Below are 25,642 nucleotides of genomic sequence, written 5' to 3' on the forward strand. Positions count from 1 at the left end.
CCTCTTATTGGCTGCGGTTATTTCGCCTTCAGCACTTTCACCCGATAACGTCCGTCCGCCTGACGATAGGCGCCGTGAATGTCGGTTTCAAAGCCCGGATAATGCGCGCCGATTTCGCACAGCATCTGCAGGAACTCCAGCACCGGCCGGCTCTCTTCGGTCAGCATCTCGCCCGGCATCACCAGCGGCACGCCCGGTGGGTATGGGAGGATCATATTGGCGTTGACCTTACCGACCATCTCTTCCAGATAAACCTCTTCCACTTCGCCGTGCAGCTCTTTCTGGAACGCCTGGTACGGATTCATCACCATGGTTGGCAGCACTTCGAACGCGCGGTACATCAGGTCCGGCAGGTTGTGCTGCTCCACCAGGCGGTGAATGTTCTGCGCCAGATCCTGAATGCGCATGTTTTCATAGAAATCAGGCGCTTCGTGATACAGCGAAGGCAGCATGTTTTTCACCCGCAGGTTCAGATCGAACGAGCGTTTGAAGTCGGTCATCGCGCGCAGCAGGCTGAGCGCCTTGGTTTTGTCGATGCCGATGCTGAACAGGAACAGCAGGTTGTACGGCCCGGTTTTCTCGACGATGATGCCGCGCTCGTCGAGGTATTTCGCCACGATGCTGGCCGGGATACCGAACGGCTGCATCTCGCCTTCCTTGCTCATCCCCGGCGTCAGAATGGTGACCTTGATCGGGTCCAGATACATGTGTTCGTTGTCGATGTTCTTGAAACCGTGCCAGGCGCTGTCGGAGCGCAGCGGCCAGCATTCCGGTTCATCGATATGCTCCGGCTGCCAGACGTCGAAGAACCAGCCGTCGGACTCGACTTTCAGGCGTTTAATCTCTTTGCGGAACTTGATCGCGCGTTCGATAGAACCGTTGATCAGGCGCTTGCCGGCGTTGCCTTTCATCATCGCCGCGGCGGTTTCGGTCGACGCCACGATGCCGTAGTGCGGCGAGGTGGTGGTGTGCATCATGTAGGCTTCGTTGAAGGTCTCTTCGTTGATATCGCCCTTCACATGAATCATCGAAGCCTGCGAGAAAGCCGCCAGCAGTTTGTGGGTGGACTGGGTTTCGTAGATCACCTTGCCCTCCACGCGGCCGCCGCTCATGCCGCACTTGCCTTTATAGATCGGGTGGAAGTTGGTGTAAGGCACCCAGGCGGAATCGAAGTGGATCGACTTCACGTCCAGGGTGTTCTTGATAAAGTCGGTGTTGTACAGCAGCCCGTCATAGGTGGAGTTGGTGATCACCGCGTGCACCGGCCAGGTGGCGTTCGGGGTCTCCTTCACGCGCTTGGCGATGGTGGCGCGCTGGAACTCGCTCTGCGGAATGCCGCCGAGGATGCCGTAGGCGTTGCGGGTCGGGCGGAAGTAGATCGGCGTGATGTCGCTCATCATCATCAGGTGAGTCAGCGACTTGTGGCAGTTACGGTCAATCAGCACCGTGCTGCCCGCCGGTGCCGAATACATGCCGACGATCTTGTTGGCGGTGGAGGTGCCGTTGGTGACCATGTAGCTGCGTTCGGCGTTGAACACGCGGGAAATGTACTCCTCCGCCTCTTTGTGCGGGCCGGAGTGATCCAGCAGCGACCCCAGTTCGGACACCGAAATCGAAATATCCGACTTCATGGTGTTCGGGCCGAAGAAATCGTAGAACAGGCTGCCCACCGGGCTCTTCTGGAACGCGGTGCCGCCCATGTGGCCCGGCGTACAGAAAGTGTATTTGCCTTCGCGCACGTATTTAAACAGCGCCTTGGTCAACGGCGGCAGGATGGTGTCGATATATTCGTCGGTATTCTGTTTGATCTTGGCGGCGATGTCGGTTGCCGCGCCAAGCGCATACTCGAAGAAGCGCACCTGCATGCGCAGATCGTTCAGGCTGACGTCCAGCGTGGAATAGGTGTTGGCGAACGCGTACAGCGGCATGTATTCGTTCAGCTGACTGATCTCTTCGCACAGCTCCAGGTTGTATTTGTCCCAGTCGAAGATCACCCCGCACAGGCGGGCGTTGTTCTCGATCAGTTTCAGCAGGTCTTCGCGATCGTTAGGGTAAACGATGCGGAAATCCAGACTTTCCAGCGCCTGATGCAGTTCACGGATAGGCTCTTCTTTGAAGTAGACACCCATGTGATTCATGATGGCGATAACGTTCATATGCATTTCTCCTGGCAAAGCAAGCCCCTTCCCGTCGCGGCTGACAGGTCGGAAAGAAAGGGGCTGGGTAAATTCAGTCGGTCAGCGGACGCGAATCAGTGCGCTTTGGCCGTGGTGTTTTCATCGACCGCCGCGGCATTGGCAGCCTGGCGGGTATTCATTTTCCGGGCGTAGAACATCAGGATAATCAGGCTGATGATAAAGGTGCCGGACAGTTCGAATGAGTTGGCGCCCATCAGCGCGATGAAGCAGAAGCCGCAGCCGCACACCGAAGCGATCAGGCTCAGCAGGTTGCGCACGTTGACCCCTTCGAAGCGGATCAGATCTACGCAGGAATAGAAGTAAGGCAGCATGGTCAGCAGCACCGCGATGCCGGTCAGCTCGCCGAACAGGTCGGAAGCCTTGCCGCCGGCGGAGCTCATCAGGGTGATCAGCACCATCAGCGCGGTCATTTTGCAGCCGGCCAGCAGCAGGCCTTTTTTCGGAATGCCGTTTTTATCCAGCTCGCCGTACACTTTCGGGAAGTTGCCGTCATTGGCGGCGCGCACCCCGGCCTGGCCGACCAGCATCATCCATGACCCGAGCGAGGTCAGGCAGGCAAAGGCGGTGAACGCGGAAACCATCGGTGCCGCCCAGTTGCCCATAATCGCCGAGGCGCTGATGGCGAACGGCGCGCCGCTGGCGGCCATTTCAGACGCCGGGAACATGCCGCTGATCACCTGGGTGGCGGCGATGTAGATGATGCCCGCCAGGCCGGTGCCGAGCATGGTCGCCAGCGGCACGGTACGTTTCGGGTTTTTCACCATGCCGGTGCTGACCGCTGCGGATTCCACGCCGATGAACGCCCACAGGCACAGCAGAATACTTTTGATGACCGCATGGCTGTCGGTGGTGCCGGAGGTATTCCAGTTAGCCTGGTAGGTGGCGGCGTCAAACCAGTGCCAGCCGAGGGTGGCGGTCACGATCACCGGGATCAACACCAATACCAGGCCCAGGGTAGTCAAACGGCTGACCCAGGTTCCGCCCAGCATGTTGACGAAGGTGAAGACCCACACGATGGCGATACAGGCAATACCGGCAGGTATCGGGTTGTTCAGCGCCGGGAAGAAGGTGGAGAGATAAGAAACGGCGGTAATGCCGATGGCCAGGTTACCGATCCAGTTGGCATGGTAATAAAGCACGCCGGTCTGGAAACCGAAGGCCGGGGAAATTTCACCGGCGTAGGCGATAGGGCCGCCCTGCTGCGGGTTTTTGGTGGCGAGACGGGCATACACATAGGCCAGCGACATCGCCCCGATAATCGAGATCACCCACCCCCAAATGGCGATGGATCCGAGACTCGCCAGGTTGGCGGGCAATAAGGCAATCCCGCTCCCCATCATATTACCGGCGACGACGCCGGTGCAGGCAATAAGCCCTATTTTCTTGGGTGAAGCCATGGTCAGTTTCTCCTGATTTACGTTTCTTATAAGCCACACCCATAAATAAAAAATTTTAATGAGCCGGCTTGATAGTCAGGATGCTAACCATCGGGGGGAATAAAGTCCTAAAGATAAAGTGAGATTACGCTCATGATCATACAAATGATAACCTGAGGTTTTTGATTAACACATCAAGATAAAAAGGTTTGCTAAAGAAAAGATAAACATCGTTTAAAAACAGAATGATGCCCAGGTTAATAATGAATAACAAACGACAGAAAAGGAACAATATTACGCAGCAAAATAACACAATGGCGCAACATGTCTTCACCAATAAATAACGCCGACAGCATTCCCGGAGAATAATGGCGGCGTAGTATCGGTTAATTATTGGTGCTGGTAGTTATTTAAATAAGGCACCACGTTGGTCAATGACGTCTGGAATACGCCATTGGTGATCCAATGCAAGGTATCCTCACCGGGGCGCAAATTGAACGCGGTAATATAAGAATCCGCCGCCAAATGATTCTGCCCCTGCATTTCATACACTTTGCCCAGCAACACATAATTCAGCCACGACATTTGCAACTCAATCCCCAGATCGATCGCCCGGTGCGCCTCGTCAATCCGCCCCTGCGCCAACGCATCGACCGCCAGAACTTGCTGCATGATCGGCGTGTTTTTCAATTCGGGGATCGTCGTCAGATGGCTGATATCGGCGCGCAATTGTGCCAGGGCCTGGCTGTCGAACGGTTGGTAAGAATTGCGTAGCACATCCACCAGCGCCTTTTCCGCCAGCAGGTAGTGGAAATTCGGCGCGCTTTTAATCAGCTCGCTCAGCTGAGCGCTGGCGCGAGTCAACGAATCGGCATCACCGTGGATCAACAATTGATGTGCCTGGTAGAAGCGCTGCAGCAGCGGCCCGTTGTCGGGCAGCAGCTGCGCCAGACGCTGCTCCAACTGAGGCGGCCAGGGCTGCTTCAGCGCCGTGGACAGGCTGGCGAGGAAATCGCTTTGGATCTTCAGCTGGTTATCGGCGGTAATAAAGTAACGCTTGTCCAACATGATTGAGCTGTCGGCGTTATCCACCAGCCGCACGGACAGGAAACACTGCTGGGCGCGGTAGTGGCGCTGATTGACGAACTCGATATACAGCGACTTGCCCGAGTTGCTGGGGCCGGAATAGTTGTAATTGGTTTGGTCGTGCACCAGGAAGGTCGAGTAGGTGTTGAGCGAATCGGTGATCAGCTCGCTGACGCCCACCACATAGGAAAGCTGCGGCATCCAGTTGCTGCAGCTCTCGCCGCCCTGAATGCGGATATCGATATCGCGCGGATTGAGCAGCACCGGCATGGTCGAAACCGGCACGCGCTGCGACAGCGTGGCGATGCCGACAAACGCCACGCAGACGCTGAGCGCCGCCAGAAACGCCAGCCACACCCAGAACGTCGAGCGGAGATAAAAGCGCGGCTGCTTTTCGTCAGGCGCGGCGACCGGCGCTCGGGGCCGGCTCGGCGGCACGTACGGCGTCTCGTCGTCGTCATCGCTGCCGTCTTCCGGCTCATGCATGATCACCGCGATCTGCGGCGCCTGTGCGGGAGCGGGTTGCGTCTCTCCCTCTTCACACCATATCACCGACGTCGCCAGCTTATACCCACGCTTGGGCACGGTGATAATGTATTCCGGGCTGTCGCTGTCGCCGTCTTTCAGGTATTTGCGCAGCTCTGAAATACATTGGGTCACCACGTGGTTGGTGACGATATTGCGCTTCCAGACGTTGTCGATCAGCTCGTCGCGGCTCAGCACCACATCGGGGTGCCGGGCGAAATAGCACAGCATGTCGATCAGGCGCGGTTCCAGCGTTTTCTGGCGGCCGTCTCGGCTGATGGTGTTGTCGGCAGGGGTAACCAGCCACTCCCCGACGCGAAAAGCAGGCTCTTGCATGGCGGAAATAACTCTGTAGGCATGTAGGGCAAGGGCGCGATCATAGCATAACCGCCCCCGGCTGTGGCCGCCGGGAGGCGATTAAGCCGTTAACTCTCGTATAATTCTAACGGTAAACCATCAGGATCGCTGAAAAAGGTAAAGCGGGATTGGGTGTAGGGATCGACGCGCACCGGTTCGCAGGCAACGCCGGCCGCCTGCAGATGGGCGATGGCCCGATCGATGTCGTCAACGCTGAACGCCAGATGGCGCAGGCCGCAGGCCTCCGGGCGGCTGACGCGGGCCGGCGGCGAAGGGAAAGAAAACAGTTCGATAGTGTATTGTCCGTTGAGCGCGAGATCCGCTTTCCAGGAGTCGCGCTCCTCGCGGTAAACTTCACTCAGCAGGGTAAAACCGAGAATATCGCAATAGAAATGCTTACTGGCAGCGTAGTTCGCGCCAATGATCGCAATGTGATGCACCTGACGTAATCCCAGCATAGAAACCCTCTCCTGTTCATTCTGATGGGGCACGGTATCCGGCGGCGGCGATGACGTCAACGGCAAAAACCCCGCGGATTGCCGCGGGGCATGATTCAGCACACGGCGTCTCAGGCCTTCAGATCCGCCAACGCCGCGCCGAAGTTGATGTGCAGCACCTGCCCATCGACCACCAGCGCCGGTACACTCTGCACGCCGAGGCGCTCAGCTTCCGCCACGCGCGTTGGGCGTTCCCCCAGGTGCACCACTTCCACCTGCACGTTATCGCTCAACAGTCCCAACAGCTGCTGTTCGGCACTCACGCATACCGGGCAGCCGGCATGATAAAACACGGCCTTAGTCATCCTCATTCTCCTTGGTATTGACGGTTTCGGGCACGTTTACTTACCCATATTGTTTCGAATCGAAACAATGTGAACAGTATGCCAGCACCAATGACTTGTCAATATAGTTTTTAATCGATACTATTTACGCAGCCTGATGAGGATACGATGCTAAAACTGTTTGATCTGCTTGAACGCCTGAATAGCCTGCAACGCAGCTGGCTGCGCAGCCACGAAGAATTGGAAAGCCTGCCGCCGGTGCAGCTGAGCGCGCTCTACTATCTGGCACGCTGTAATCATTACTCCAACACGCCGATGGCCGTGGCGGAATACCTTGGCCTGACCAAGGGAACGGTGTCCCAATCGCTGAAAAAGCTGGAGCTGAACGGCATGATCGCCCGCACGGCGGACGCAAAGGATCGCCGCAGCGTGCGGCTGCGGCTGACAGAAAAATCGCGAAGTTTAATGGAGACTCTGTTTCCTCCTGCCTATCTGCAGCAGGCGCAAGACGCCATGCAGCAGGACGGCGAACAGTTGCAGGCGCTGTTAACCCAGCTGCTGCGCCAACTGCAGCGGCAGGAAAATGCGGCGCTGTTCGGCGAATGCCACCGCTGCCGCTATCACCAGCAGCGCAATGGCCAACCGTTTTGCGGCCTGACACAGGAACCGCTGCCGCTCGACAGCGTGAACCTGATCTGCCGAGAATTCGCCTAAACGATTATGCTGGCGCTTTCAACACCTTCACCAGATAGCGCCCGTCCTCCGTCAGTTTGGCGCCGTGGATGTCGGTTTCAAAACCGGGATAGCGCTCACCGATAGAGCACAGCATCAGCAGGAAATCGAGCACCGCCCGGCTCTCTTCGGTGATCATTTCTCCCGGCATCACCAGCGGCACGCCCGGCGGATAAGGCAGGATCATATTGGCCGCCACCTTGCCCACCAACTGATCCAGCTCGCAGGTTTCCACATTGCCGCGCACCTGCTCCTGGAACATCTGGTGCGGCGTCAGCTTCATTTCAGGCAGCACGTCGAACGCCCGCTGCATCAGGCGCGGCAGATCGTGTTGGCGGATCAGCCGATGAATGCCGGCGGCCAGATCCTGGATACGCATATGGCGATAAAAATCCGGATCCTCGGCGTACAGATCCGGCAGCATGTTCTTCATCCGCAGGTTGAGATCGTAGGCGCGCTTGAAATCAGTCAGGCCGCGCAACAGGCTCATCGCCTTGGTTTTGTCGATGCCGATGCTGAACAGGAACAGCAGGTTGTACGGCCCGGTCTTCTCCACCACGATGCCGCGCTCGTCGAGATACTTCGCCACCAGCGCCGCCGGGATCCCCTCTTCCTCCAGCGCACCCAGCTCGTTCATGCCCGGCGTCAGGATCGTCACCTTGATCGGATCGAGGTACATGTGATCGCGATCGGTCTGGCCGAAGCCGTGCCAGTTATCGTCAGGATCCAATGGCCAACACTGCGCCTCATCGATCTCCTCCGGCTGCCAAATGTCAAAGAACCAACTGTCGCTCTCCTCGCGCAGCCGCTGCACTTCACGGCGAAAATGCAGCGCGCGCTCCACCGATCGATTGATCAAGCGGCGCCCCGGGTTGCCGCGCAGCATGGCGGCGGCGGTCTCCATCGATGCCACAATGCCATAGTGCGGCGAGGTGGTGGTGTGCATCATGTAGGCTTCATTGAAGGTGCTCTCGTCGTAGTCGCCCTTGATATGAATCATCGAGGCCTGAGAGAAGGCCGCCAGCAGTTTATGTGTAGACTGGGTTTCGTAGATGACCTTTCCGGGCACCCGATCGCCGCTCATGCCGCTCTTGCCGTCGTAAATCGGATGGAAGTTGGTGTAAGGCACCCAGGCGGAGTCGAAGTGGATCGACGGCACTGCCAGCGTCTGCTTGATGTAGTCGGTGTTATACAGCAGGCCATCATAGGTGGAATTGGTGATCACCGCATGCACCGGCCAGGTGGCGTTCGGGGTCTCCTGCACCCGAGCAGCGATGCTGGCGCGGGTGAACTCACGCTGCGGAATGCCGCCAAGGATGCCGTAGGCGTTGCGCAGCGGGCGCAGATAGATCGGAACGATATCGCTCATCATCAGCAAGTGGCACAGCGATTTGTGGCAGTTGCGGTCGATCAGCACCGTGCTGCCCGCCGGCGCCGAATACATGCCGACGATCTTGTTGGCGGTGGAGGTGCCGTTGGTAACCAGATAGCTCTGCTCGGCGTTGAAAGTACGCGCAATATACTCTTCGGCCTCGAGGTGCGGCCCGGTGTGATCCAACAGCGAGCCGAGCTCGGTGACCGAAATCGAAATGTCGGCCTTCAGGGTATTGGCGCCGAAAAAGTCATAGAACAGGCAGCCCACCGGGCTTTTTTGGAACGCGGTACCGGCCATGTGGCCCGGCGTGCAGAAGGTGTACTTCCCTTCGCGCACGTAGTTGAACAGCGCCTTGGTCAGCGGCGGCGTAATGGTATCAATATATTCTGCGGTGTACTGCTGGATGCGCTGCGCGATATCGTCCGCCGCATTCAGGCCATACTCGAAGAAATAGAGCACCATGCGCATTTCATGCAGGCTGACGTCGAAGGTGGAGTGGGTATTGATAAAGGCGTACAGCGGTAGGTATTCGTTCAGCTCGTTGATCTCGCTGCACAGCTCCAGGCTGTAGTCGTCCCAGTCGAAGATCACCCCACAGATGCGGGCATTGGCTTCGATCAGCTTCAGCAGGTCACCGCTGTTTTTGGGGTACACCAGTTGGAATCCCATGGTGGCCAGCGCCGCGTGGAGCTCGCGGATCGGCTCATCTTTGTAGTAGACGCCCGTCGGGCCCATGATGGCGATGATATTCATCGGCAGCTCCTGTCAGTTAACGGCCAAGTCTCTATAACACCACGAAAATCCGGCGGTGTGTAGCCAAAAAAAAACCGCCCGGAGGCGGTTTCTTGCAGCGAAGAACAGAACTCAGCAGTAGCCGTAGTTCATCAGACGCTGGTAGCGACGGTTGAGCAACTCTTCGTCGTTCAGACCATCCAGATCTTTCAGATCGGCCAGCAGCTGCGCTTTCAGCGCGGCAGCCATCGCCGGCACGTCGCGGTGCGCGGAACCCAGCGGCTCCGGGATCACCGAATCGATCAGCTTCAACTCTTTCAGACGCGGTGCGGTAATGCCCATCGCTTCTGCGGCCAGCGGCGCCTTGTCGGCACTCTTCCACAGGATGGAGGCACAGCCTTCCGGCGAAATCACCGAGTAGGTGCTGTACTGCAGCATGTTCACCTTATCGCCCACGCCGATCGCCAGCGCGCCGCCGGAGCCACCTTCGCCGATGACGGTGCAGATGACCGGGATGTTCAGACGCGACATCTCACGCAGGTTGCGCGCGATGGCTTCTGACTGGCCGCGTTCTTCCGCACCCACGCCCGGATAAGCGCCCGGAGTATCGATAAAGGTGATGAGCGGCATCTTGAAGCGTGCGGCCATTTCCATCAGGCGCAGCGCCTTACGGTAACCTTCCGGCGCCGGCATGCCGAAGTTGCGGCGGATCTTCTCTTTGGTTTCACGGCCTTTCTGGTGCCCGATGATCATCACCGGGCGGCCATCCAGGCGCGCAATGCCACCGACGATCGCTTTGTCGTCAGCGTAAGCGCGATCGCCCGCCAACTCTTCGAAGTCGGTAAAGATGTGTTTGATATAATCCAGGGTATAAGGACGGCGCGGGTGGCGTGCCAATTGGGCAATCTGCCAAGCCCCAAGATCGGCAAAAATCTTGCGCGTCAGCTCAACGCTCTTTTCACGCAGGCGCTGAACCTCTTCGTCCAGATTAATATCTAATTTTTCGTCTTGACGGCTGACTGCAGTCAGCGAGTCAATTTTCGCTTCCAGCTCTGCAATCGGCTGTTCAAAATCAAGAAAATTCAGACTCATAGCATTCCTATTTTAGTCAAATTCCAAGTCCACCTGCTCATTGCCTACCAACGTCCGCAAATCGATCAACAAGCGGTCGGTGGGCGTCACGCGCCAGGTTGCGCCAAAACGCAGCTTGGCTCGTGCATCTTCCCGTTGATAGTAGAGATGCACTGGAATCGTCCCCGAGCGATGGGGTTCCAACGACTGACGGAGACGGTTCAAAAGCTGGTCATCAATTTGCCTGTCAGTCAGCGAGATAGCAAGCCCGCGAGCGTATTTTTCCCGGGCTTCACTGATGTCCATTACCTCGCGGGCCATCATTTTAAGCCCGCCGCTAAAGTCATCAAAGCTGACCTGTCCACTGGCGATAAGGATACGGTCTTTTTCCAACAAATGCTGGTATTTTTCTAGCGCTTCGGTGAATAGCATCACTTCCAGACGGCCCGAACGGTCATCCAGCGTGCAAATGCCGATACGGTTGCCGCGCTTGGTCACCATGACCCGCGCGGCGACCACCAACCCGACGGCGGTAGTCATTTTGCCCCGATCCGTCGGGTGCATGTCTTTCAAACGCTGGCCACCGGCGTAACGTTCGATTTCCTTCAGGTACTGGGTGATCGGGTGGCCAGTCAGGTAGAGCCCCAGCGTCTCCCGCTCACCGTCCAGCACCACCTGCTCTGGCCAGGGCGCAATATTGGCGTAGGATTGCTCCACCTGCTCCGGCGCTTCCGCCAGTACGCCAAACATATCCACCTGGCCAATAGCTTCGGCTTTCGCATGCTGATCCGCCGCTTTCAACGCGTCGCCGAGCGAATTCATCAGCGCGGCGCGGTGCGGCCCAAGGCGATCGAACGCCCCGGACATGATCAGTTTTTCCAGAATGCGGCGGTTCAGTTTCTTGATGTCAGAGCGCGCGCACAGGTCGAACAGGTCTTTGAAGTAACCTTGTTCGCCGCTATTGCGCGCCTCGATAATGGCCTCGATCGGCCCTTCCCCCACGCCCTTGATCGCGCCGATGCCATAAACGATCTCGCCGTCGTCGTTGACGTGGAAGTGATACAGGCCACTGTTGATGTCCGGCGGCAGGATCTTCAGCCCCATGCGCCAACATTCGTCCACCAGCCCAACCACTTTGTCGGTGTTGTCCATATCGGCGGTCATGACTGCCGCCATAAACTCGGCCGGGTAGTGCGCCTTCAGCCACAGCGTCTGATACGACACCAGCGCATAGGCGGCGGAGTGCGATTTGTTGAAGCCGTAACCGGCGAATTTCTCCACCAGGTCGAAGATTTTCACCGACAGTTCACCGTCGATGCCGCGCGATTTCGCGCCGTCTTCAAAGCCGCCGCGCTGCTTGGCCATTTCGACCGGGTTCTTTTTACCCATCGCACGACGCAGCATGTCCGCGCCACCCAAGGTGTAGCCGGCCAACACCTGGGCAATCTGCATCACCTGTTCCTGATACAGGATGATGCCGTAGGTCGGTTCCAGCACCGGCTTGAGCGACTCGTGCTGCCACTGAATGTCCGGGTATGAGATCTCTTCGCGGCCGTGCTTGCGGTCGATGAAGTTATCCACCATCCCCGACTGCAGCGGCCCCGGACGGAACAGCGCCACCAGTGCGATCATGTCTTCGAAGCAGTCGGGCTTCAGGCGTTTGATCAAATCTTTCATGCCGCGCGATTCAAGCTGGAACACCGCCGTGGTTTCCGAGCGCTGCAGCATGTCGAAGCTTTTCTTGTCGTCGAGCGGAATGGCGGCGATGTCGATCGGTTCCAGCCCGGTCTTGGCGCGCCGGGCGTTGATCATTTCCAGCGCCCAGTCGATGATGGTCAGAGTACGCAGGCCGAGGAAGTCGAACTTCACCAGCCCGGCGTATTCCACGTCGTTCTTGTCGAACTGGGTCACCGGATGGTGCCCTTCGGCATCGCAGTACAGCGGCGCGAAGTCGGTGATCTTGGTCGGCGCGATCACCACGCCCCCGGCGTGTTTACCGGCGTTGCGCGTTACCCCTTCCAACTTGCGCGCCATGTCGATCAGCGCCTTGACCTCTTCGTCGGCCTCGTAAATCTCCGGCAGCTGCGGTTCGGCGGCGAAGGCTTTCTCCAGCGTCATGCCCGGATCCGGCGGCACCAGTTTGGAGATGCGATCGACGAAGCCGTACGGGTGCCCCAGCACCCGACCTACGTCGCGGATAACCGCTTTCGCCGCCATGGTCCCGAAGGTGATGATCTGCGATACCGCTTCGCGGCCGTACATCTCCGCCACGTGCTCGATCACCTGGTCGCGCTTCTCCATGCAGAAGTCGACGTCGAAGTCGGGCATCGAAACACGTTCCGGGTTCAGGAAGCGTTCGAACAGCAGGTCGAATTCCAGCGGATCGAGGTCGGTGATTTTCAACGCATAGGCCACCAGAGAACCGGCGCCGGAGCCGCGCCCTGGGCCTACCGGCACGTTGTTGTCCTTCGACCACTGGATAAACTCCATCACGATCAGGAAGTAGCCGGGGAACCCCATCTGGTTGATCACCTTCAGCTCAACGTCCAGACGCTCGTCGTATTCCGGGCGGCGCTGCGCGCGCACTTCAGGATCGGGGAACAGGAACTCGAGACGCTCTTCCAGGCCCTCTTTCGATTTGAGCACCAGGAAGTCCTCGGTGCTCATATCGCCGGTTGGGAACTGCGGCAGGAAGTATTCGCCGAGGCGAATGGTGACGTTACAGCGCTTGGCGATCTCGACGCTGTTCAGCAGCGCTTCCGGGATGTCGGCGAACAACTCGCACATCTCGTCTTCGCTGCGCATGTATTGCTGCGGGCTGTAGTTGCGCGGCCGCTTGGGATCGTCCAGCGTAAATCCGTCGTGAATGGCGACGCGAATTTCATGAGCGTCAAAATCGTCCTCCACCAGGAAGCGCACGTCGTTGGTGGCCACCACCGGCAAGCCGCGCTCGGTGGCCAATGCCACCGCCGCATGCAGATAGTTCTCTTCGTCCGGGCGGCCGGTGCGGATCAGTTCCAGGTAGTAACAGTCCGGGAAATACTGTTGGTAGAAGTCCAGGCATTGATCCACCTGCGCCTGGTTACCGCGCAGCAGGAACTTGCCGACGTCGCCCTGACGCGCGCCGGAAAGCAGGATCAGCCCTTCGCGATGTTCAATCAGCCAGTCGCGATCAATGGTCGGGCCGGCGGCGCCGTAGCCACGCTGATAGGCGCGGGAAATCAGCAGCGTCAGGTTCTGGTAGCCTTCGTTGTTGCTGGCCAGCACCGTCAGCTGAGCCAGTTCGTCGCCCAGCTCATCGCTTTGCACATGGAAATCCGCGCCGATGATCGGTTTGATCCCGGCGCCGTGCGCGCTGCCGTAGAACTTCACCAGCCCGCACAGGTTGGTGAAATCAGTGATTGCCAGAGCAGGCATGGCTAACGCGGCGGCTCTTTTCACCAGCGGCGCCGTCTTGGCCAATCCATCAATCATGGAGTAGTCACTGTGGACGCGCAGGTGAATAAAACGAGGTTCGGCCATCTCCAGATACCTGATTGAAGGGGCTCAGCAGGCTGAGCCCGGGTTAATGCTATCGTCGAGCCCGGTCAGGCCCGCAGACTACAGCGCCAGCGCTCTTTTCACCGGCGCGAAGCTGCGGCGATGATGCTCGGTGGCGCCCAACGCAGCCAGCCGCTCCAGGTGGAGGGCGGTCGGGTAGCCTTTATGCTGCGCGAAACCGTAGTCCGGGAACTCGCTGTCCAGCTCGGCCATTTCGCGATCGCGCGTGACCTTCGCCAGAATGGACGCCGCGCTGATCTCCGCCACACGGCTGTCGCCCTTCACCACCGCCTGCGAACGCATCGGCAGGTTCGGGCAACGGTTACCGTCGATTAAAACCATGTCCGGCGCGATATGCAACCCGGCCACCGCGCGCTGCATCGCCAACATGGTGGCGTGCAAAATGTTCAGCTGGTCGATTTCCGCCGGTTCGGCGCGCCCCAGGCTCCAGGAGAGCGCTTTGGCGACGATTTCGTCATACAGCGCCAGCCGGCGTTTTTCACTGAGCTTTTTGGAGTCTGCCAGCCCGACGATCGGCTGCGCCGGATCGAGGATCACGGCGGCGGTGACCACTGCGCCGACCAACGGGCCGCGACCCACTTCGTCCACACCGGCAATCAGCGTGGCAGCGGGATAGATAAAGGGTTCAATCATGCTTTCGCCAGCTCCAACACAGCCTGAGCGGCCTGTTCGTCCGCACCGCAACGGATGCTTTGGTGCAAGGTAAGGAAAGTCTGTTTCAACGCGTCGGTTTCCGGGCTCTCTTCCAGCAGCGGCATCACGGCGGCGGCCAGTTTGTCCGGGACGCAGTCATGCTGCAGCAGTTCGGTGACGATCTCCCGCCCCGCCAGCAGATTCGGCAGCGAGACATAAGGCGTTTTCACCAGCTTCTGCGCCAACCAGAAAGTGAACGGCTTCATGCGATAGCCCACCACCATCGGGCACTTGGCCAGCATGCATTCCAGCGCCGCCGTGCCGGACGCCAGCAGCGCCGCGTCGCTGGCGATCATCGCCTCGCGCCCCTGGCCGTTCAGCAGATGTACCGTCAGATCCGGCGCAACCTCGGCCTTGATGCGCTCAAACTGCTCGCGCCGTTTGGCGTTAACCAGCGGCACCACCACTTCCAGCTCGGGATAACGCGTGCGCAGCAGCTGCGCGGTTTTGAGAAAGTCGGCGCTCAGCATCTCGACTTCGGCGCCGCGGCTGCCCGGCAGCAAAGCCAAACAGCGCGCCTGCGGAGCGATGCCAAGCTGAGCGCGCGCCGCCAACCGATCGGGCTGCAGCGGCATGGCGTCCGCCATGGTGTGGCCGATAAACCGGCAAGGGACGTTGAAACGATCGTAAAACGCTTTTTCGAAAGGGAGAAAGGCCAGCACCAAATCGGTGGCTTTGCCAATTTTGAAAACGCGCTTTTGCCGCCAGGCCCACACGGACGGGCTGACGTAGTGGATGGTGCGAATGCCGCGCTGCTTGAGGCGGCCTTCCAGCGTGATGTTGAAGTCCGGCGCGTCGATGCCGACAAACACGTCCGGCCGCAGCTCACCGAAGCGGCGAGTGAGATCCTTGCGGATCTTCAACAGGCGTGGCAAGCGCTCGAGCACTTCCACCACGCCCATGACCGCCAGCTCTTCCATTTCGTACCAGGCTTCGCAGCCTTCGGCCTGCATCAGCGGGCCGGCGACGCCAACGAAACGCGCGTCGGGGATCTGCGCCTTGAGCGCGCGGATCAAACCGGCGCCGAGAATGTCACCGGAGGTTTCTCCGGCGACCAGTCCGATAGTCAATGGACGATTCGACATAGCTCAGCGAATGATGCCGCGGGTGGAACGGGTGAAGAAATCGAGGTACTGCTGCACCACCGGCTGCTCTTTGGCCAGGGCTTCGATTTCCGCCTTCGCTTCATCCAGCGTTTTTTCACTGCGATACAGGATTTTGTAGGCGTTGCGGATCGCCTGCATTTCATCCTTGTCAAAACCGCGACGCTTCAGGCCGACCGCGTTGACGCCGAACGGCGTCGCGTGGTTGCCCTGCGCGATGACGAAAGGAGGCACGTCCTGAGCGACGCCGGAACAACCGCCTACCATCACATGCGCGCCGATAATGCAGAACTGATGGATCGCCGTCATGCCGCCAATGATGGCGTGATCGTCGATTTCCACATGCCCCGCCAGCGTGGCATTGTTGGCCAACACGCAAGAATTGCCGACCACACAGTCGTGAGCAACGTGCACATTGACCATCAGCAGGTTATCGTTGCCCACTTTGGTCAGGCCGGTGCCCTGCGCGGTGCCGCGGTGAATGGTGACGCTTTCGCGGATGCGGTTGCGATCGCCCACTTCAACGCGCGTCGGTTCGCCTGCGTATTTCAGATCCTGGTTCACTTCACCGATGGAAGCGAACTGATAAATCTGGTTATCGCAGCCAATCTTGGTAATGCCGTTCACCACCACGTGGGATTTCAGCACCGTGCCGGCGCCGATTTCCACCTGGGAGCCGACGTAGCAGAAAGGGCCGATATGCACGTTGGCGCCGATCACGGCGCCCTCTTCGACTATCGCGCTAGGATGGATAAAGGCGGTTTGGTCAATCACGGATTAAGCCTCCCGGCTGCGGGCACACATCATGGTTGCTTCGCAGACAATTTTACCGTCAACGGTCGCCACGCCTTTGAAGCGAGTCAGACCGCGGCGAGTTTTCTCGAAGGTGACTTCCATGACCATCTGATCGCCTGGCACCACAGGGCGCTTGAAGCGTGCTTCGTCGATACCGGCGAAGTAATACAGCTCGCCCGGCTCCAGTTTACCGACGCTTTTAAACGCCAGGATACCGGTGGCCTGCGCCATGGCTTCCAAGATCAATACGCCTGGGAAAATCGGTTTGCCAGGGAAGTGGCCCTGGAAAAACGGTTCGTTCACCGATACGTTCTTCACCGCACGCAGATATTTGTGCTCTTCAAACTCGAGGACGCGGTCGACCAGCAAGAACGGGTAACGGTGAGGAAGCAGATCCAAAATTTCTGCAATATCCAGAGTATGAGTGTCAGTAGTCAAAATACTCTTCCTGTCTCTAAAAACTGATGGCATCAACAACACGGCCTGCGCTGACCCCAAAAGGAGATCATCATGCAGGCCGCAAATTAACATCTCTTTGCGCTTTTGGTCTCACGACCAACGCGTTTCGTTTTGTACCCGCTAGGGCGGGCGGCAATGATTAGTCTTTTCCGACTTTACGTTCGACAGCTTTCAAGCGTTTGCTGATCTCATCGATATTCATCACCAACGCAGCGGTTTTACGCCAAACCTTGTTAGGCTGCAACGGAATGCCCGAAGAGTATACCCCAGGTTCGGTGATTGGTCGCATAACCATTCCCATTCCGGTGACAACCACCTTGTCGGCAATTTCCATGTGACCGTTGATCACGCTGGCACCGCCAATCTGGCAGTAGCGGCCGATTTTCAGGCTGCCGGCCATGATCACACCGCCGGCGACGGCGGTATTGTCGCCAATCACGACGTTATGTGCAATCTGGCATTGGTTGTCGATGATAACACCATTCCCGATTTGGGTGTTATCCAAAGCGCCGCGGTCAATGGTGGTGCAAGCGCCGATTTCGACGCGATCGCCGATAATCACCGTGCCCAACTGAGGGATTTTGATCCACTCGCCGCGCTCATTCGCATAGCCGAAACCGTCTGCGCCGATCACGGTGCCCGACTGGATCAGGCAACGCTGGCCGATTTCGACCGCATGATAAATCGTGACGTTCGCCCACAGACGCGTTCCCGCGCCGATGCGTGCGTGTTTGCCGATGAAGCAGCCCGGGCCGATAACCACGTTATCGCCAAGCACCGCACCCGACTCGATCACCGCGTTCGCCCCAATGGCGACATTCTGCCCCAGCTGCGCTTCAGGTGAGATCACCGCGCTTGGCGCGATATCCTGGGCCGGCGACGGCGTGGTGTCCATCAGCTGCGCCATGCGCGCATAGGTCAGGTAAGGGTTCTTAACCACCAGCGCCGCAGCACGGCAGTGTGGTAAATCCGCTTCGGTAAGCACCACGGCGCTTGCCTGGCAGGAAGACAGCTGCTCTTGATAGCGGCTGTTTGACAAAAACGTGATTTGGCCAGGCTGTGCCGAATGCATAGAAGCAATGCCGGTGATGACGAGATCGCCATCACCGTGCAATTGTGCATCCAACTGCTGCGCTAAATCAGCCAGTCGAATTGAAAGCATGTGTTATTTAACCTGTTTCAGCACGTCAGCAGTGATATCTTTGGAAGAGTCTGCATAGGCAACGGCGTTGGCGTCGATCACCACGTCATAACCGCCTTTGCTGGCGACAGATTTCACCGCGTCCTGAATGCGGCTCAGGATCTTGTTACGCTCTTCCATCTGGCGACGACGGTTGTCCTGCTCGAAAGCCTGCGCTTTCTGAGAGAACTGCTCGCGCTGCGCCATCACGTCTTTTTCCAACTTGCTGCGATCGCTGGCTTTCATGGTAGCGCCGTCACGCTGCAGACGCTGCATTTTGGTCTGCAGGCTACGTTCCATGTTCTGGAGTTCGCTTGCACGGCCTTTAAACTCGTTTTCCAGCTGTTTAGCGACCGTTTCGCGGGCCGGCAGCTGTTGGAAAATGCTGGAGACGTTAACGACAGCGATCTTATCTGCTGCCTGAACGCCAGCTGAAGCAGCCATTGCTAAACCGAGGCCTGCGGCACACAACCACTTTTTCACTATAAACTCCTTACCATCACCCATTTGTGTCATATGACACTGAAGTACACAATTTGCCAGACTTGTCCCACCAAACAATGAGAATCATCTCCCTCTGCCGGCGGGCGCCTGGCCATTGCGATTCTTAATAACTGTTATGCCCAGAGGCGAGACCCGTTACCAGGTCTTACCGATGTTAAACTGGAACTGTTCGGACTTGTCGCCTTCGTATTTCTTGATCGGGTTGGCGTAAGAGAACACCAACGGCCCCAGTGGCGACATCCACTGCAGCGCGATACCGGCGGAAGAACGAATATTACTGGCTTTGCTGTAGTCCGGCACGCCGTACATCAGCGTTTCGTTGCTATTCTTCCACTTGGTGTCCCACACGGTACCGGCATCGATGAACAGCGACGTCCGCACCGAGTTGGCGTATTTCTCGCTGATGAACGGCGTCGGGGTGATCAGCTCCAGGCTGGCGACCGCCATGGCGTTACCGCCTACCGCGTCATCCGAGCTACAGATGCTCTGACGATCGGTCGTGCTGCCGGCGTTGAACTGACACTGGTACGAGTTGGAGTTGTAGTACACCGCCTTCGGACCAATGGTGTTGGACTGGAAGCCGCGCACGGTGCTCGAACCACCGGCATAGAAGTTCTCATAGAACGGCATTTCCTTGCCGCCCAGCCCATCCGCGTAACCCAGACGGCCGCGACCCAACAGCACCCAGGTGCGGTCGTCGTTGATCGGCACGTACTGTACGCTGTCCAGCGTCACCTTGTAGTATTCGTTGTCCGAGCCCGGAATGGTGACCTTGCCGTTCAACGTGGTACGGTTACCCGAGGTCGGGAAGTAGCCGCGGTCCAGGTTGTTATAGGTCCAGCCCAGGTTCAGCGTAAAGTCGTCCGTCGAGTAGCTGGCGCGGTCGGTCTTGTTCGCATCCACGCCCATCGAGTCGAGGTAACGCCACATGGCGATCTGCGGCTGCATGTTCGACAGACCGTTGTGGACGTAGCCCAGGCCGGTGCGCAACGAGTTGTTTTCGTTGATCGGGAAGCCCAGCGTGCCGTCGATACCGTAACTCTTGTTGGTATAGTCCGACAGATCCGCGTCATCCGCCTTAAAGTCGTTGTAGAAGATGCGGCCGCCCAGGCTCACACCGTCAACGGTGAAGTACGGGTTGGTGACCGACAGTTCGGTATAGGTCTGGTAGTCGTTCTTGGTGCCGCTGATGCCGACCGAGTAGCCGGTACCCAACCAGTTATCCTGCTGCACGCCGGCCTGGAAGCTGACGCCGCTCTCGGTGCCGTAACCGACGCCGAAGTTAAAGGTACCGGTGTTGCGTTCTTTCACCTTATAGGTCACGTCGACCTGATCGGCGGTGCCCGGCACGCGCTGGGTTTCCACGTCAACCGTTTCGAAATAACCCAGACGGTTCAGACGCTCTTTACCCTGCTCGACCTGCTCGTTGCCGAGCCAGGCGCCTTCCATCTGGCGCATTTCGCGACGCAGTACGGAATCCTTGCTGGTGTCGTTACCTTCGAACTTGATGCGACGCACGTAGAAACGGTTGCCCGCGTCAACGTTGACGTGCAGCTTGACGGTTTTATCCGCGTCGTTGATCTCAGGCTGAGTGCCGACGCGCGGGTAGGCGTAACCATAACGGCCCAACATCGTTTTGATGTTGTCTTCCATTTTGGTCACCTTGCTGCCGTTGTACAGCTCGCCTGGCTCAATTTTGGTGATCTGAGCGACTTCCGCCGAGTGGCCGGCCAGGTTGCCATTCACGACAACATCGGAAAGCTTGTACTGCTCGCCTTCGGTGATGTTGATGGTGATGTAGATGCCTTTTTTATCCGGCGTCAGGCTCACCTGGGTAGAATCGATGTTGAAGCGGGCATAGCCGCGATCCAGATAGAAGCTGCGCAGGGTTTCGAGATCGCCCGCCAGTTTCTGCTTCTGGTATTTGCGGTCGCCGACCAGGTTCCACCACGGCACTTCGTCACGCAGTTGGAAGCGTGAGATCAGTTCGTCGTTGGTGAAAGCATGGTTGCCGACGATGTTGATTTGTTGAATCTTGGCGGAGACCCCTTCCGTGAACACCAGTTTCAGGTCGACACGGTTGCGCGGCAACGGCGTGACTACGGCTTTCACCGAGGCGCTGTATTTACCGACGCTGTAGTAGAAGTCTTCCAGCCCTTTTTCAATGCTGGAGATCGTGGTGCGGTCGAGCGCCTCGCCCACCCGGACGCCGGAGGCTTCCAGGTTCTGCTTGAGCATGTCATCTTTCACCGACTTGTTGCCGGAGAAAGTGATGCTGGCGATGGTAGGACGTTCCTTCACCTGCACGATCAAGGTATTACCATCGCGCAGTACGCGCACGTCCTCGAAGTTGCCGGTGGCAAACAAGGCACGAATGGTATTACTGATGTCATCGTCAGTGACAGTATCGCCGACGCGAACCGGCATGTTGAGTAACGCCGCACCGACGGCAACTCGCTGCAGGCCTTCGAAATGAATGTCTTTCACTACGAACCCGTCTGCACCGTATACGGTGGCGCTGCCAAACAGCAGCGACGCTATGAGCAACTTTTTCATCGCCATCGTTGTTATGCGTTCTTCCTAACCTATCCCCGCCCCTAGAGGCGGGAAAAATCATTGAAAAGTGCAAGACCCATCAACAACACCAGCACGATCGAACCTATGCGGTAGCTGTAGTCCTGTACTCGCTCGGAAACCGGCCCACCCTTCAGCTTTTCTATCGCCAGGAAGAGGAGATGCCCACCATCTAACACCGGTAATGGGAACAGGTTGATGATCCCCAGGTTGACGCTAATCAACGCCAGGAACATCAGATAATACACGAATCCGACTCCGGCTGACGCCCCAGCTCCCTGTGCAATCGAGATCGGGCCACTCAGGTTGTTCAGCTTTACATCACCGGTTATTAATTTGCCCAGCATGTTGACCGTCAGCCGCATCAGCTGCCAGGTCTTGTCGCCGGCCTGATACAGCGCCGGGAACGGTCCATACTGGCGAATCGTCTTATACTCTTCCGGCAGCGGCAGCACCTTTGGAATGATGCCTGCAAACCCCACCGATTTGTCTTTTCCCACCGGCTTTGTATCCGGTATCAGCGTCAAAGACAAGGGGGCGCCGTTTCTTTCAATCTCCAAAGCCAGCGGCTGCCCCGGGCCATCGTGGATACGCTTCACCAGCGTCTGCCAACGACCCAACGGCTGACCATCGACTTTAACGATCCTGTCCCCCGCTTGTAAACCCGCCTTTTGCGCCGCCGAGTTAGGCTGCACTTCCGCCAACACGGATTCGATCTGCGGGCCGCGCGGCATAATGCCCAGCGCGACAACGGGATCCTGCTTGTCCGGTTCAAAGTTCCACTGGCGCAAATCCAGGGTTTTGGTCACCACCTGCGAAGAGCCGAACGGCGCGACGCCGACTTCGGTTTGCGCATCGCCAATCTTCGCCACCAGCGCCAGACGAACTGATTCCCAATCAGGCGTTTCGATGCCGTCAACCGACTTTAGTTCCATGCCAGACGAAATTTCGGCCTTGGCGGCGATGGATTGCGGCGCGATTTCGCCGATCACCGGGCGGAAACTCGGCACGCCGATGATGAACACCAGCCAATAGGCAAGGATAGCAAACAGGAAGTTGGCGATGGGGCCGGCGCTGATGATGGCCGCGCGCTGCCAGACGGTTTTGTTGTTAAAGGCCTGATGGCGCATTTCCGGCGCCACCGACTCCACGCGCTCGTCCAGCATCTTCACGTAACCGCCAAGCGGGATCAGAGCGATGACGTACTCGGTGCCCTGGCGATCGGTACGGCGCCACAGCGCCCGGCCGAAGCCGATGGAAAAGCGTTCAACGCGCACGCCGCAACGACGGGCAACCCAAAAGTGTCCGAACTCATGCACGGTAATCAAGATACCGAGCGCAATCAGAAACGCCACCAGGTTCCAAAGCACGCTGACCATCATCCCTCACTTTCCGTCATCGACGGATTAAAACACCAACAGCATCAGGCAGGCAAACACCGGCACCGCCGCGGTCAGGCTGTCGATACGATCCAGTATGCCGCCGTGACCGGGAATCAAATGCCCGCTGTCCTTGATGCCCGCTTCGCGTTTGAACATGCTTTCGGTCAAATCGCCCAGCACCGAAGCCAGCGCGGCGAGCACCGAACAGGCCAACAGCGTGGTCGGCACCACGTTCAGTGGCGCGTAGCGGCCGAACAGCCAGGAAATGACCGCCGACGTCAGCAGCCCGCCGATCAACCCTTCCCAGGTTTTACCCGGCGAGACCTTCGGCGCCAGTTTATGCTTGCCGAACAGCTTGCCGAACATGTAGGCGCCGGAATCCGCGCCCCACACCAGCAGCATCACGTACAGCAGCCACCAGGCGCCGGTAAACGGATTTTGCTCGTAGCCGAACTGGCGCAGCGCCAGCATGCCCCAAAAGAACGGCACGATGGTCAGCAAGCCGAACAGCAGGCGCAGCGGGCGCGAATTGCGCCAGATAGCGGCCGAGCCGGGATAGAACAACACCAGCAGCAACGCCGCCAGCCACCAGGCCAGCGACAGCCACAGCGAGCCGCTTATCTGCGGCACGGATTGATGGTAAGCGGGGACGCTGAGCATCATCAACGCCAGCAGAAAACCGCACAGTATCGCCAACCAGATGCGCTGCGAACGGGAGGTAAAACCGGCCAATTGGCCCCACTCCCAGGCTGCTAACATGCACACGACGAGCGTTACCAGAGCAAAGGCCAGCGGCGGCAACAGGAACAGCGCCGCGATAACGATCGGGATTAAAATCAGAGCAGTTATGAGGCGATACTTCAGCAAAAGTTCTCCCTAGGACGCATCGGCGCCGATAGGTGTTGTTCCCCCGAAGCGGCGCTCACGTTGTGCAAATGCATTCAGCGCACCTTCAAAGACAAGTTCATCGAAATCAGGCCAGAGCACATCAGTAAAGTAAAGTTCAGCATAGGCGATTTGCCACAGCAGGAAGTTACTGATGCGATGCTCGCCACCGGTGCGGATAACCAGATCCACCGGCGCCAGGTCGCTCATGCAAACCCGCTCGCTCAATAATTCCTCGCTGATCTGATCCGGGTGCAACTCCCCTACCCGTACCTGTTCGGCCAGTTCCCTTACTCCCTGAATGATATCCCAACGGCCACCGTAGTTGGCAGCGATATTGAGCGTCAGGCCATCGTTATTTTCCGTCAGTGCTTCAGAGCGGCGGATCCGCTCCTGCAAACGCGCGCTGAATCGGCTGATATCGCCGATCACCCGCAGCCTGACGTTATGTTTATGCAGGCTTTTTACTTCACTATCCAGAGCGCGGACAAAAAGCTCCATCAGGGCGGAGACTTCCTGCACCGGACGGTTCCAGTTTTCGCTGCTGAAGGCATAAAGCGTGAGTGCATCTAAATGGTGGCTGGCGGCAAAACTGACCGCGCGGCGAACCGATTTCACCCCTGCTTTATGACCGAAGACACGTAACTTGCCCTGACGTTTGGCCCAGCGTCCGTTACCGTCCATGATAATGGCGACATGGCGCGGCCCCTGGGAAGATGGATTAGCCTCTTGTTGGTTTGCGGACGACATAACTCGTACTTATTTCCTCAGTAGAAATATAACTGCCTTTCCGGAACATCAGGCCCTTACGCGCAAAAAAAGCCGTGTGCCCGACACGGCTTTCAGCCTGCCCTCGCGATACCCGGCACAGCCGGGCCGCCATTGGCGCACAGAGCGCCAATCGGGCCATAATTCAACGGTATAACCGCTGACAGGTGGCGCAGACTATACCACCTCAGCGGGGCATGAACAAACGGCCCCGCTGCGGCACGCGCGAATTACGAGCAAAATCGGATAATCGCCGTGATCAGCCGCACAACGCGCGAACGCGCTCCTCGGCAGCGGCGCGCGCCTGACGGTCAATGTCTAAGACCGCGTCGATGCAGGTCGGTTCCTGCAGCGCGAGACGTTCCACCACCTGGCGGTTGACCGCGGCAATGTCGGTAAAGCGGATCTGCTGCTGCAAAAATGCCGCCACGGCGATTTCGTTGGCCGCGTTCAGCGCGGTGGTCGCCGCCTGACCGGCCTCGAACGCCTCGATCGCCAAGTACAGGCAAGGATAACGTTCGCGTTCCGGTTCGGCGAAGGTCAGCGAACCGATGCGGCAGAAGTCCAGCGCTTCCACGCCGGAGTTCACGCGCTGCGGATACGCCATCGCGTGGGCGATCGGCGTGCGCATATCCGGCGTCCCCAACTGCGCCAGCACGCTGCCGTCGGCATAGCGCACCATCGAGTGAATCACCGACTGCGGGTGCAGGATCACTTCCATTTGCTCGGCCGAGGCGTTAAACAGCCAGCGGGCCTCAATGTATTCCAGACCTTTGTTCATCATGGTGGCGGAATCCACCGAGATCTTGCGGCCCATCGACCAGTTCGGGTGGGCGCAGGCTTGATCCGGCGTCATCGCGGCGAACTGTTCCAACGGCGTGGTGCGGAACGGGCCGCCGGAACCGGTAAGCACGATGCGCGAAACACCATGACTGTCCAGTGAAGAGTATCCCAACTGACGCTGAATGTTCTCAGGCAAACTCTGAAAAATTGCGTTGTGCTCGCTGTCGAGCGGCAGCAGTTGCGCCTGGCTTTGCCGCACCGCGTCCATAAACAGACGGCCGCAGGTGACCAGCGATTCTTTGTTGGCCAGCAGTACCTGTTTGCCGGCGCGGATCGCCGCCAGCGTCGGCAACAGCCCCGCAGCGCCGACGATGGCCGCCGTCACTTGATCGACGTCATCCAACGCTGCCAGCTCGCAGGCCGCTTGTTCTCCGGCCAAGACTTCGGTAACGACACCGTTTTCCGCCAGGACAGCGCGCAGCTCGCGCGCAGCGTTTTCATCCGCCATCGCGGCGAAGGCGGGCCGGAATTCCATGCATTGCTGCGCCATGACCGCGACGTTACGGCCGGCCACCAGCGCTTTGATCGCAAAACGGTCGGGATTCGCCCTGACCACGGCCAGGGTACTGGTCCCTACCGAGCCGGTCGAGCCAAGAATGGTCAGTTGCTTCATGAGTTCACTCTGAATAACTGTCTGATGAGATCGGAGGTGTTCCAGTGTG

Annotated in this window: 20 protein-coding genes; 1 reads left to right on the plus strand and 19 read right to left on the minus strand. The window is 58.4% G+C overall.

Annotated elements, in window-relative coordinates:
- Positions 1-17: 17 nt before the first annotated feature.
- The 5 genes from cadA to ACMGGW_RS17950 form a co-directional block, all read right to left on the minus strand.
- A complete protein-coding gene (cadA, locus tag ACMGGW_RS17930; RefSeq protein WP_043139919.1) occupies positions 18-2,156 on the minus strand; it encodes a lysine decarboxylase CadA in 2,139 nt (712 codons plus the stop codon).
- Between the two features lie 95 nt (positions 2,157-2,251).
- A complete protein-coding gene (gene cadB / locus ACMGGW_RS17935; RefSeq protein WP_025304021.1) occupies positions 2,252-3,595 on the minus strand; it encodes a cadaverine/lysine antiporter in 1,344 nt (447 codons plus the stop codon).
- Between the two features lie 369 nt (positions 3,596-3,964).
- Positions 3,965-5,521 carry a lysine decarboxylation/transport transcriptional activator CadC gene (gene cadC / locus ACMGGW_RS17940; protein WP_127146775.1) on the minus strand — a complete coding sequence of 519 codons (1,557 nt, stop codon included), beginning with the start codon at positions 5,519-5,521 and terminating at the stop codon, positions 3,965-3,967.
- Positions 5,522-5,610: 89 nt separating this feature from the next.
- Positions 5,611-6,000, minus strand: coding sequence for a VOC family protein (locus ACMGGW_RS17945; protein WP_025304023.1), 390 nt, complete (start codon positions 5,998-6,000; stop codon positions 5,611-5,613).
- Positions 6,001-6,110: 110 nt separating this feature from the next.
- Positions 6,111-6,344, minus strand: coding sequence for a glutaredoxin domain-containing protein (locus ACMGGW_RS17950; RefSeq protein WP_025304024.1), 234 nt, complete (start codon positions 6,342-6,344; stop codon positions 6,111-6,113).
- Between the two features lie 147 nt (positions 6,345-6,491).
- Between ACMGGW_RS17950 and ACMGGW_RS17955 the strand changes: the two genes are divergently transcribed.
- Positions 6,492-7,037, plus strand: a complete 546-nt coding sequence (locus ACMGGW_RS17955) for a MarR family winged helix-turn-helix transcriptional regulator (RefSeq protein WP_025304025.1) — start codon at positions 6,492-6,494, stop codon at positions 7,035-7,037.
- 4 nt (positions 7,038-7,041) lie between these two features.
- On the opposite strand, the gene ACMGGW_RS17960 is transcribed toward ACMGGW_RS17955, so the two are convergent.
- The 14 genes from ACMGGW_RS17960 to ispC all read right to left on the minus strand — a co-directional run bounded on the left by ACMGGW_RS17960 (position 7,042) and on the right by ispC (position 25,593).
- Positions 7,042-9,183 (minus strand): lysine decarboxylase LdcC, encoded by a 2,142-nt coding sequence (locus ACMGGW_RS17960; RefSeq protein ID WP_197832450.1) that lies wholly within the window; start codon positions 9,181-9,183, stop codon positions 7,042-7,044.
- Between the two features lie 111 nt (positions 9,184-9,294).
- Positions 9,295-10,254: an acetyl-CoA carboxylase carboxyl transferase subunit alpha gene (accA, locus tag ACMGGW_RS17965; protein ID WP_019455765.1), complete on the minus strand. Its 960-nt coding sequence runs from the start codon at positions 10,252-10,254 to the stop codon at positions 9,295-9,297.
- A gap of 12 nt (positions 10,255-10,266) precedes the next feature.
- Complete coding sequence (dnaE, locus tag ACMGGW_RS17970) at positions 10,267-13,755, minus strand: DNA polymerase III subunit alpha (RefSeq protein ID WP_025304027.1); 3,489 nt, start codon at positions 13,753-13,755, stop codon at positions 10,267-10,269.
- Between the two features lie 78 nt (positions 13,756-13,833).
- Complete coding sequence (gene rnhB, locus ACMGGW_RS17975; RefSeq protein ID WP_025304028.1) at positions 13,834-14,427, minus strand: ribonuclease HII; 594 nt, start codon at positions 14,425-14,427, stop codon at positions 13,834-13,836.
- Positions 14,424-15,572 carry a lipid-A-disaccharide synthase gene (gene lpxB / locus ACMGGW_RS17980; protein ID WP_004931967.1) on the minus strand — a complete coding sequence of 383 codons (1,149 nt, stop codon included), beginning with the start codon at positions 15,570-15,572 and terminating at the stop codon, positions 14,424-14,426. The genes rnhB and lpxB overlap by 4 nt, the downstream gene beginning before the upstream one ends.
- A gap of 3 nt (positions 15,573-15,575) precedes the next feature.
- On the minus strand, positions 15,576-16,364 hold the full coding sequence (gene lpxA / locus ACMGGW_RS17985; RefSeq protein WP_025304029.1) for an acyl-ACP--UDP-N-acetylglucosamine O-acyltransferase: 789 nt from the start codon (positions 16,362-16,364) through the stop codon (positions 15,576-15,578).
- 3 nt (positions 16,365-16,367) lie between these two features.
- On the minus strand, positions 16,368-16,823 hold the full coding sequence (gene fabZ, locus ACMGGW_RS17990) for a 3-hydroxyacyl-ACP dehydratase FabZ (protein ID WP_004931962.1): 456 nt from the start codon (positions 16,821-16,823) through the stop codon (positions 16,368-16,370).
- Between the two features lie 160 nt (positions 16,824-16,983).
- On the minus strand, positions 16,984-18,006 hold the full coding sequence (lpxD, locus tag ACMGGW_RS17995) for a UDP-3-O-(3-hydroxymyristoyl)glucosamine N-acyltransferase (protein WP_025304030.1): 1,023 nt from the start codon (positions 18,004-18,006) through the stop codon (positions 16,984-16,986).
- A 3-nt stretch (positions 18,007-18,009) separates the two neighbouring features.
- Positions 18,010-18,507 carry a molecular chaperone Skp gene (gene skp, locus ACMGGW_RS18000; protein WP_025304031.1) on the minus strand — a complete coding sequence of 166 codons (498 nt, stop codon included), beginning with the start codon at positions 18,505-18,507 and terminating at the stop codon, positions 18,010-18,012.
- A gap of 156 nt (positions 18,508-18,663) precedes the next feature.
- Positions 18,664-21,090: an outer membrane protein assembly factor BamA gene (bamA, locus tag ACMGGW_RS18005; RefSeq protein ID WP_148123717.1), complete on the minus strand. Its 2,427-nt coding sequence runs from the start codon at positions 21,088-21,090 to the stop codon at positions 18,664-18,666.
- A 35-nt stretch (positions 21,091-21,125) separates the two neighbouring features.
- Positions 21,126-22,481, minus strand: coding sequence for a sigma E protease regulator RseP (gene rseP / locus ACMGGW_RS18010; RefSeq protein ID WP_025304033.1), 1,356 nt, complete (start codon positions 22,479-22,481; stop codon positions 21,126-21,128).
- Positions 22,482-22,508: 27 nt separating this feature from the next.
- The gene (gene cdsA / locus ACMGGW_RS18015) at positions 22,509-23,351 is read right to left on the minus strand and encodes a phosphatidate cytidylyltransferase (RefSeq protein WP_063990765.1); all 843 of its coding nucleotides are present in this window, start codon (positions 23,349-23,351) and stop codon (positions 22,509-22,511) included.
- A gap of 9 nt (positions 23,352-23,360) precedes the next feature.
- The gene (gene ispU / locus ACMGGW_RS18020; protein ID WP_025304035.1) at positions 23,361-24,119 is read right to left on the minus strand and encodes a (2E,6E)-farnesyl-diphosphate-specific ditrans,polycis-undecaprenyl-diphosphate synthase; all 759 of its coding nucleotides are present in this window, start codon (positions 24,117-24,119) and stop codon (positions 23,361-23,363) included.
- 277 nt (positions 24,120-24,396) lie between these two features.
- A complete protein-coding gene (gene ispC, locus ACMGGW_RS18025; RefSeq protein WP_049206171.1) occupies positions 24,397-25,593 on the minus strand; it encodes a 1-deoxy-D-xylulose-5-phosphate reductoisomerase in 1,197 nt (398 codons plus the stop codon).
- Positions 25,594-25,642 lie beyond the last annotated feature (49 nt).

It is taken from the genome of Serratia sp. BNK-4, assembly GCF_048685115.1.
Taxonomy (GTDB): Bacteria; Pseudomonadota; Gammaproteobacteria; order Enterobacterales; family Enterobacteriaceae; genus Serratia; species Serratia bockelmannii.

Coding starts and splice junctions, on each gene's coding strand:
- cadA (WP_043139919.1), bottom strand. CDS start 2,156: ATGAACGTTATCGCCATCATGAATCACATGGGTGTCTACTTCAAAGAA.
- cadB (WP_025304021.1), bottom strand. CDS start 3,595: ATGGCTTCACCCAAGAAAATAGGGCTTATTGCCTGCACCGGCGTCGTC.
- cadC (WP_127146775.1), bottom strand. CDS start 5,521: ATGCAAGAGCCTGCTTTTCGCGTCGGGGAGTGGCTGGTTACCCCTGCC.
- ACMGGW_RS17945 (WP_025304023.1), bottom strand. CDS start 6,000: ATGCTGGGATTACGTCAGGTGCATCACATTGCGATCATTGGCGCGAAC.
- ACMGGW_RS17950 (WP_025304024.1), bottom strand. CDS start 6,344: ATGACTAAGGCCGTGTTTTATCATGCCGGCTGCCCGGTATGCGTGAGT.
- ACMGGW_RS17955 (WP_025304025.1), top strand. CDS start 6,492: ATGCTAAAACTGTTTGATCTGCTTGAACGCCTGAATAGCCTGCAACGC.
- ACMGGW_RS17960 (WP_197832450.1), bottom strand. CDS start 9,183: ATGAATATCATCGCCATCATGGGCCCGACGGGCGTCTACTACAAAGAT.
- accA (WP_019455765.1), bottom strand. CDS start 10,254: ATGAGTCTGAATTTTCTTGATTTTGAACAGCCGATTGCAGAGCTGGAA.
- dnaE (WP_025304027.1), bottom strand. CDS start 13,755: ATGGCCGAACCTCGTTTTATTCACCTGCGCGTCCACAGTGACTACTCC.
- rnhB (WP_025304028.1), bottom strand. CDS start 14,427: ATGATTGAACCCTTTATCTATCCCGCTGCCACGCTGATTGCCGGTGTG.
- lpxB (WP_004931967.1), bottom strand. CDS start 15,572: ATGTCGAATCGTCCATTGACTATCGGACTGGTCGCCGGAGAAACCTCC.
- lpxD (WP_025304030.1), bottom strand. CDS start 18,006: ATGCTTTCAATTCGACTGGCTGATTTAGCGCAGCAGTTGGATGCACAA.
- bamA (WP_148123717.1), bottom strand. CDS start 21,090: ATGGCGATGAAAAAGTTGCTCATAGCGTCGCTGCTGTTTGGCAGCGCC.
- rseP (WP_025304033.1), bottom strand. CDS start 22,481: ATGGTCAGCGTGCTTTGGAACCTGGTGGCGTTTCTGATTGCGCTCGGT.
- ispU (WP_025304035.1), bottom strand. CDS start 24,119: ATGTCGTCCGCAAACCAACAAGAGGCTAATCCATCTTCCCAGGGGCCG.
- ispC (WP_049206171.1), bottom strand. CDS start 25,593: ATGAAGCAACTGACCATTCTTGGCTCGACCGGCTCGGTAGGGACCAGT.